General features: G+C 62.3%; 7 protein-coding genes and 1 tRNA gene. 4 read left to right on the top strand and 4 right to left on the bottom strand.

What is annotated here, in order from left to right:
* Positions 1 to 74: 74 nt before the first annotated feature.
* From tmk to B3849_RS07930, 3 genes are read right to left on the bottom strand one after another with little or no spacing between them, the layout of a single operon-like run.
* Positions 75 to 713 (bottom strand): dTMP kinase, encoded by a 639-nt coding sequence (gene tmk / locus B3849_RS07940; RefSeq protein ID WP_278424512.1) that lies wholly within the window; start codon positions 711 to 713, stop codon positions 75 to 77.
* A complete protein-coding gene (locus B3849_RS07935; RefSeq protein ID WP_005852693.1) occupies positions 710 to 1,879 on the bottom strand; it encodes a D-alanyl-D-alanine carboxypeptidase family protein in 1,170 nt (389 codons plus the stop codon). The genes tmk and B3849_RS07935 overlap by 4 nt, the downstream gene beginning before the upstream one ends.
* 22 nt (positions 1,880 to 1,901) lie before the next feature.
* On the bottom strand, positions 1,902 to 2,705 hold the full coding sequence (locus B3849_RS07930) for an SPOR domain-containing protein (RefSeq protein ID WP_009826690.1): 804 nt from the start codon (positions 2,703 to 2,705) through the stop codon (positions 1,902 to 1,904).
* Positions 2,706 to 3,049: 344 nt separating this feature from the next.
* Here B3849_RS07930 and B3849_RS07925 point away from each other — a divergent pair.
* From B3849_RS07925 to B3849_RS17615, 4 genes are all read left to right on the top strand, one after another.
* A tRNA-Ser gene (locus B3849_RS07925) sits at positions 3,050 to 3,139 on the top strand.
* A 120-nt stretch (positions 3,140 to 3,259) separates the two neighbouring features.
* Complete coding sequence (locus B3849_RS07920; protein WP_278424510.1) at positions 3,260 to 4,603, top strand: esterase-like activity of phytase family protein; 1,344 nt, start codon at positions 3,260 to 3,262, stop codon at positions 4,601 to 4,603.
* A 237-nt stretch (positions 4,604 to 4,840) separates the two neighbouring features.
* The gene (locus B3849_RS17620; RefSeq protein ID WP_340250615.1) at positions 4,841 to 5,545 is read left to right on the top strand and encodes a hypothetical protein; all 705 of its coding nucleotides are present in this window, start codon (positions 4,841 to 4,843) and stop codon (positions 5,543 to 5,545) included.
* 25 nt (positions 5,546 to 5,570) lie between these two features.
* Positions 5,571 to 5,957, top strand: coding sequence for a hypothetical protein (locus tag B3849_RS17615; protein ID WP_340250613.1), 387 nt, complete (start codon positions 5,571 to 5,573; stop codon positions 5,955 to 5,957).
* 21 nt (positions 5,958 to 5,978) lie between these two features.
* On the opposite strand, the gene B3849_RS07910 is transcribed toward B3849_RS17615, so the two are convergent.
* The gene (locus B3849_RS07910; protein ID WP_005852722.1) at positions 5,979 to 6,854 is read right to left on the bottom strand and encodes a hypothetical protein; all 876 of its coding nucleotides are present in this window, start codon (positions 6,852 to 6,854) and stop codon (positions 5,979 to 5,981) included.
* Between the last annotated feature and the right edge of the window lie 165 nt (positions 6,855 to 7,019).

The raw sequence follows: 7,019 nt of genomic DNA, 5'->3' as shown, positions 1-7,019 counted from the left end.
TCGATACGGTCGGGCTGGGGGGCGTCATCACTCATGTCACGTGGTCTAGCAGATTGCGGCGGCAGGAAAAGGGGTCAGCGCGCATCAAGACGCGGGCGCACCTGCGCAAACACATCCGCCGCCACCGCATCGATGGATTGTGCGCCGTTGATGGTGACGAAACGATCGGGGAATTCAGCGGCAAGCGACAGGAAGCCGGCGCGCATGGCGACCTGCAGGCTTTCGCCGAAATCCTCGAACCGTTCCTCGACCGTGTTGCGCGACAGCGCGCGGCTGAGCCCTTCGCCGGGGTCCATATCGATCAGGACGGTGACATCGGGCTCGACGCCGATCATCAGGCTGTGCAGTTGGTCCACGGCACCGCGCAGGTCACCACGGCTGAGCCCCTGATACATGCGGGTGGAATCGGCAAAGCGGTCGCAGATCACGATCTTGCCCGCCTCAAGCGCAGGCAGGATCGTGCGTTCAAGGTGATCCCGACGGGCGGCGGTGAAAAGCAGGATCTCGGTTCGGGCGGACCAACGGTCAGGATCGCCCTGCAAAACCAGGGCGCGAATTTCCTCGGCCCCGGGGGAGCCGCCGGGTTCGCGGGTCAGCACGACCTGATGCCCGTCGGCCTCAAGCCGGTCTTTCAGTAATTTGGTCTGGGTCGATTTGCCCGAGCCGTCGATGCCTTCGAAGCTGATGAACAGGCCCTTGACCGCGGTGCTCACGAAGCGGCCTCTGGCCCTTCGTTCAACCGGGTCAGCAGATGGCGGGCTGCGGCTTCAAGTTTGACCATGAACCCCCCTGCGGCAACGCTGTCGCGGGCAACCAGCGGTGCACGTACCTCTGGCAGGTCACCGCGGGTCAGCACCAGTTCGCCGATGTTCTGGCCCTTGGTGATGGGCGCGCGCAGCGGGCCGGTATAAACCACCTCGGCAGAGACATCGCTGCCGCCGGACACAGGCACTAGCACCGACAGATCGCTTTCCAGTTCAAGGCCAACGGCACCCTGCGCGCCAAGCGCCACGGGGGCTTCGGCAATCATTGTGCCGGCTTTGCCCATGGACCGTTGCGAGAATTGGCGGAAGGCCCAGTTCACAATCGATTCCGATTCCTGCGCGCGGGCCGCGGCGCTTTCGAGACCGGACAGAACAAACACAACGCGGCGGTCGCCCTGTTTGGCAGAGCCGACAAGCCCGTAGCCTGCTTCTTCGGTGTGGCCGGTTTTCAGCCCGTCCGCGCCGATGCCAAGCCCCAGCAGCGGGTTGCGGTTGGTCTTGTTTTGCGGCGCGCGCCCGTCAAACAGGAATTCGCGCTGCGAGAACATCGGGTAGTACTGCGGGTAATCCTCGATCAGGCGGGTGGCCAGCAGCCCCAGATCGCGCAGCGACATGCGGTGACCGGCGGCAGGCCAGCCGTTGGAGTTCGCGAAGGTCGAGTTGGTCATGCCCATCTGCTGCGCCCGCTGGGTCATCAGGCGGGCAAAACCGGCCTCTGACCCATCGGGGCTCAGCGCTTCGGCGATCACGGCACAGGCGTCATTGCCCGACAGCACGATGATGCCGCGCAGCAGGTCTTCGACCTTTACGCGGTCGGTGGTGTCCAGAAACATGGTCGACCCGCCGTAGGACATGGCGTGCTGCGACACGGGCAGTTCCTCTGTCAGGTCCAGCCCGCCATTGCTTTTGCCCCGCTCGATCGCCTCGAACGCCATATACAGCGTCATCAGTTTCGACATGGAGGCCGGCGGCAGGGGTTCATCCGCGTTCTTGGTCAGCAGCACGGTGCCGGTGGTCTGGTCGACCACATAGGCCGCGCGGGCCTGTGTCTCGAACGCCTGCGCGGGCAGGGCCAACAGAAGGGTCGCAATCGTGGCTGCAAAAATACGGATCATGGCAGTTTCCTTTGGCGGTGGGTCAGTTCGACACGGCGTAGGCGTCAGAGAACCCTTCGGTCTTGATGGATTTCAGCAAATTGGTCAGTTCGGATTTCGTTGCGGCAGGGCCGACGACCACGCGCCAGAACGGCTTGTCGTTGATCTCGCTGCGTTTGACGGTGGGCAACATGCCCGCGCTGCGCATCTGGTTGGCCGCGCGTTCGGCATTTGCCTCTACGCTGAAAATGCCGATCTGGACAAAGGGCTTGGCCAGCGAAGACGCAGGTTTGGGGGCTGCGGGTTTCGGGGCCGTAGGGGCAGCGGGTTTGGCCGCAGCGGGGGCGGCATCAATCGCGGCACCAGCCGTGACAGCGACCGGATCAAGCGTGGTTTCTGTCACTTCCGAGGGGGTTTCGATCGTGCCCTCGGGGGCTGCGTCGGGGGCAGGGGTGTCGTCGACCTCCTGACGGCGCAGGGCGGTGACGTTCAATGGCGCAGGGGCACCGGCCAGAATACCAAGGGCCGCCGCCGCATCCGACGACATCTGCAGCTTGGGCCCGGGCAGATCGCGTTCACGGCGGAACAACGCGCCGATGACGAATTTGCCATTGGCCTCGTTGCGGATGATCACCCGTTCGGGATCTGTGACATCGGGATGCGCGACCCAGACACCGCCAAGGCTGGGGCGTCCGTCCCAAAGCCCCTGATCACTGACCGAGAAAACCTCGGGCGCTTCGACGTCACGCTCCACCAGCTTGGTCGAGCTGGACGGTGCCGCCGCAGAGCCTTTCTGACCGCCGGTCAGATTGCCGACCGCATCGCAGCCCGCCAAAGTCGTCATCATCAGCAAAACCCCTACCGTGCACCGCAGCGGCCGGTTGCCAGAAAAAGGGTGTAGCCTGAGGCTGTTCATGTCCGTCGTCCTTGCCTGCTGGCGCGGCGTTGTCCGCCGCCGCCTGATCGCGCCGTCAATACGGCATGTTTGATGCCCCATTGCCGGGGTCTTTGCGCTACACTAGCGCGGGTACAGGGGTTTTGGAAAGGCTGACAGGACGGCATCGGCAAATTTCCCCACCCGGCCGGAACCCGCCCAACACGGGCTGCCGCTGTCTTGCGTTACGGTGCCACAGTGCGCGTCATTTCCAGGTTTGCAGAATCGCTGACACCCCTCTATGCGGTGCTTGCTGCGGAGGAGTGGCAGAGTGGTCGAATGCACTGGTCTTGAAAACCAGCGTGCGTGAGAGCGTACCGTGGGTTCGAATCCCACCTCCTCCGCCAATATCCCACCTCTCCATCACGTCTCTCCCCAATTCCGCGCCTGTCGTGGAACCGTCACCTTTGCGTTACGCGGCTGTTACCAGAATCGCGGATCAGGGGCCGTCTTTAACGGAGAGCCTTATGAAACACCCTATTCTTCCTGTTGCCCTGTCCCTTCTTGCCGTCCCCGCTGCCGCGCAAGAGACGTTTGATGCCACGCTTGCGGGCCATGCCTACCTGCCTGCGCTGAGCCTTGTCGCGCCGCCAGCGGATGCGCCGAAGGATGCGTGGATCAGTGGTAAATTCACTGGTGGCGCGCGTAATGGCGTGCCGATGTCGGTGCCGGGCGATACGGGCGGGCTGCATGGCAAACGGCTGACGGGGCTGAACCTGCCCTTCATCGGCCAGCCGTTGCAGGGGTTTTCCGGTTTCGCGATGAACCGTGCCGAGGATGGGTCGGTCTATGTGCTGACGGACAACGGCTTTGGCTCCAAGGCGAACAGCCCCGATACGCTGTTGTTCTTCAGCCGGATGGACGCTGATTTCGACACGGGCGAGGTCGAGATCAAGGAAACCGTTTTTCTGCATGATCCCGATTTCAAAGTGCCCTTCCGCATTTCCTATGGCGGGACAGACAGCCGCTATCTGACCGGCGCGGATTTCGATCTGGAGAGCATCCAGCGCGTTGGCGACAGCATCTGGATCGGCGAGGAGTTCGGCCCCTATCTGATCGAGGCCACATTGGACGGGCGGATCAAGGGCGTCTATCCGACGATGGTGGATGGTGTTCAACTAAAAGGGCCGGACACGCCCGGTATCTCGGCCACATCGGTGAAGGGGACGGATTGGACGGTGCCACGCTCGGGCGGGTACGAGGGCATGGCGCTGCAGCCTGAGACGGGTTTGCTGTGGGCTATGCTTGAGAAACCTCTGCTGGCCGCGAGCGGCGAGAGCGAAGGTGATTTCCTGCGCGTCATGGCCTTTGACCCCGAGGCACGCGACTGGACGGGCGAGGGCTTCAAGTTCAAGCTGGCCGAAGGGGCCACGGCGATCGGTGACTTCAACTTCATCGACGAGACCCGCGCGCTGGTGATCGAGCGTGACAATGGCGAGGGCGAGCCTTCGTTGAAATGCGCCGGTGACCCGCAGGCAGATTGTTTCCCGAACCCCGCGATGGTCAAGCATGTGGTCCTGATCGATACCGCCGATGTGGATGCAGAGGGCTATGTGCGCCGCATCGGCCAGATCGACCTGATGAACATCGCCGACCCCGAGGGCAAGGCCCGCATCGAAACCGATGGCGGCGAGGCAGGGCGGTTCAGCCTGCCGTTCTTCACCATCGAGGACGTGATGCGGGTGGACGAGACGCACATCATGGTCGCCGTGGACAACAACCTGCCGTTCTCTTCCGGGCGCAAGCTGGATGCCGCTGCGGATAACGAAGTGGTGCTGCTGAGCGTGCCCGAACTGCTGGCCGCGCAGTAACCTGACGCGCCCCTGTCGCAAAGGATGCCGAGGGGGCGTTTCACACCCTAGACACACCCTAGGCCCCGCCATTGCCCGCGCGCCCCCAACCTTTGGGAGGATGCCGGTTGATGTGCGGGGCTTTGCCGTGTCAGAAAAAGCGAGCGCCCGCCTGATGGCATCGCCGTTCCCTGACACCCGCGCCTTGGGACAGGGCACAGGGATGGTACGGTGGGCCTTGGCAAAAGGATCTCCCCTATGACGTTTCAGATCGGCATTGGCCCGAATAATCGCAAATCCGCCTATTTCGATGCGACTGTCGCAGAGGGTGTGGCTTGTTTCTCGGTCTATAATCACATGTTCATACCAGCGCATTATGGCGACCCAGAGGGGGAATATGACGCGCTGATGAACGGTGTGGCTATGTGGGATGTCGCGGCGCAACGCCAGGTCGAACTGTCCGGGCCGGATGCGGCGCGGCTGATCCAGTATCTGACCACGCGCGATATGTCGAAAACCCGGATCGGGCAGGGGCGCTATGTGCCCATGTGCGACCATCAGGGGCGGCTTATCAACGACCCCGTGCTGCTCATGCTGGCGCAGGATCGATATTGGCTGTCGATTGCGGACAGTGACATCGCCCTATGGGCCAGCGCCATCGCGGCAGAGCGCGGGTGGGACGTGACCGTGGTTGAGCCAGACGTCTCCCCGCTGGCGGTTCAGGGCCCCAAGGCCGAGGCGGTGATCACCGCGCTGTTCGGCGACTGGGTGCGTGATCTGAGGTATTTCGGCTTCAAGCAAACGCAGCTGGGGGATATCCCGCTGGTGCTGGCGCGGTCGGGCTGGTCGAAACAGGGCGGCTTCGAACTGTATCTCCAGGACAGCAGTCGCGGGGGGGGAGCTATGGGCAAAGGTAAAGGCCGCAGGCGCGCCCTTTGGCATCCGCCCCGGTGCGCCCAATGACGTTGAACGGATCGAAAGCGGGCTGGTGTCCTATGGTGCGGATGGTCGTCTTCAGACCAACCCCTGCACCCCGTATGACATCGGCCTGGGCAAGCTGGTCGATCTTGAGACCCCCGAGGATTTTATCGGCAAAGAGGCGCTGCGCCGTATTGCCGATGAAGGCACGCAACGGGAAAGGTCAGGCTTTGTCATCGCGGGCGCGCCACTGACGGGGGCGGGACATTCAATTCCCGTGCTGGACGATAAAGGCCAGCCGCGCGGTGTGCTCAGCGACTACGTCTATTCCAAACGTTTCAAGGCCAATATCGGGGTCGGGATGATCGCATCGGATGCAAAGCAAGCGTCGCTCCACGTGGTCATCGGGGACGAGGCCCGCAAAGTAACCCTGCGCAGCCTGCCATTTGACAGCTGACCTAAGGCGGTGGTCCCGCCGTTATGGCAGGATCACCCGCACGCCGGGAATTTCCTGAATGCGCGCAACGTCTTCGTCGTAAACCTCGGTCATCTCTTCGACCAGCTCTTCGGTCCAGCTGGGCATGTCCAGCTCTTCCTCGAGCGCGTCGTCGATCACGTATTTGTCCAGAAACGCCGCGATCACGCGCGGGTGCTCTGCCGTTGTCATCTCGGGGTGGGAGGCCAGATAGGATTTGAACCGTTTCATGCCTTCGGGGCGCATGATCGTTTCCAGCAGGTCGAATTCGCCGTCCAAGGGTGCCATCGTGGGCAGGCCCGCCATCTCGCGCATGATCTGCCCCCAGATCAGGGGGGCGTCTTCGTTGCACCATACGGTCACGGGAATCTCGGGCGCAGAATCACGTAGCAGCGCCAGCGTGTCGGACCAACGCACATCCAGCGGATCCTTGTCGCCCCAGAACTGCGGCGGAGATTTATCGGCCGACACATCATACAGCACCGGCAGCAGGGTCGCGGGATTGCGGATGCCCATGAAAATCTGCAGCTCATCCTCGGGGAAAAGCTGCGCCATGCGCATCATCCGCACAGGGGCAGCGGGATAAAGCATCCCTTCAACAACCGCCGTCGCAGGGGTGCGAAAGAAGTTCGCGTCGGAAAAGATCACCCGATCCGCGTCGGAATCCCCCATGACCGCGTCCAGCAAGACATCCCGCGCCCCGTCCGAGGCGGATGTTTTATACATCGCATTCAACGTATCGCGAAACAGACCACGATAGGTTGCGGGGCTCGGCACATGGGTGCCCGCCTGCGTCAAAAGATCGTGGTTCGACTGGAGGCTTTTCAGCAGCCTGTCTTCTTCGGTGTAATGGGCACCTGTGTGCAAAATCAACTGCATGAACGTCTTCTCACCCTTACTGATACCGGCTTTCCAATAGCCTTTCCTGCGACTTGTGTAAAACTGCAAAAAATTGACATTTCCCCTCTTGCACGGCCCGCAGCAATCTCTTAAACGCTCCCTCAGTGCCCCTATAGCTCAGCTGGTAGAGCAACTGATTTGTAA

Source organism: Sulfitobacter sp. UBA4523, from assembly GCF_002388305.1.
GTDB classification, from domain to species: Bacteria; Pseudomonadota; Alphaproteobacteria; order Rhodobacterales; family Rhodobacteraceae; genus Sulfitobacter; species Sulfitobacter pontiacus.
The sequence above is the reverse complement of the archived record's forward strand: the minus strand, read 5'-3'. Positions and strand labels throughout refer to the sequence as shown.

What these genes read in the sequence shown, in the direction of transcription:
- B3849_RS07935 (WP_005852693.1), bottom strand. Translation starts at nt 1,879, where the DNA reads ATGATCCGTATTTTTGCAGCCACGATTGCGACCCTTCTGTTGGCCCTG.
- B3849_RS07930 (WP_009826690.1), bottom strand. Translation starts at nt 2,705, where the DNA reads ATGATGACGACTTTGGCGGGCTGCGATGCGGTCGGCAATCTGACCGGC.
- B3849_RS07920 (WP_278424510.1), top strand. Translation starts at nt 3,260, where the DNA reads ATGAAACACCCTATTCTTCCTGTTGCCCTGTCCCTTCTTGCCGTCCCC.
- B3849_RS17620 (WP_340250615.1), top strand. Translation starts at nt 4,841, where the DNA reads ATGACGTTTCAGATCGGCATTGGCCCGAATAATCGCAAATCCGCCTAT.
- B3849_RS07910 (WP_005852722.1), bottom strand. Translation starts at nt 6,854, where the DNA reads ATGCAGTTGATTTTGCACACAGGTGCCCATTACACCGAAGAAGACAGG.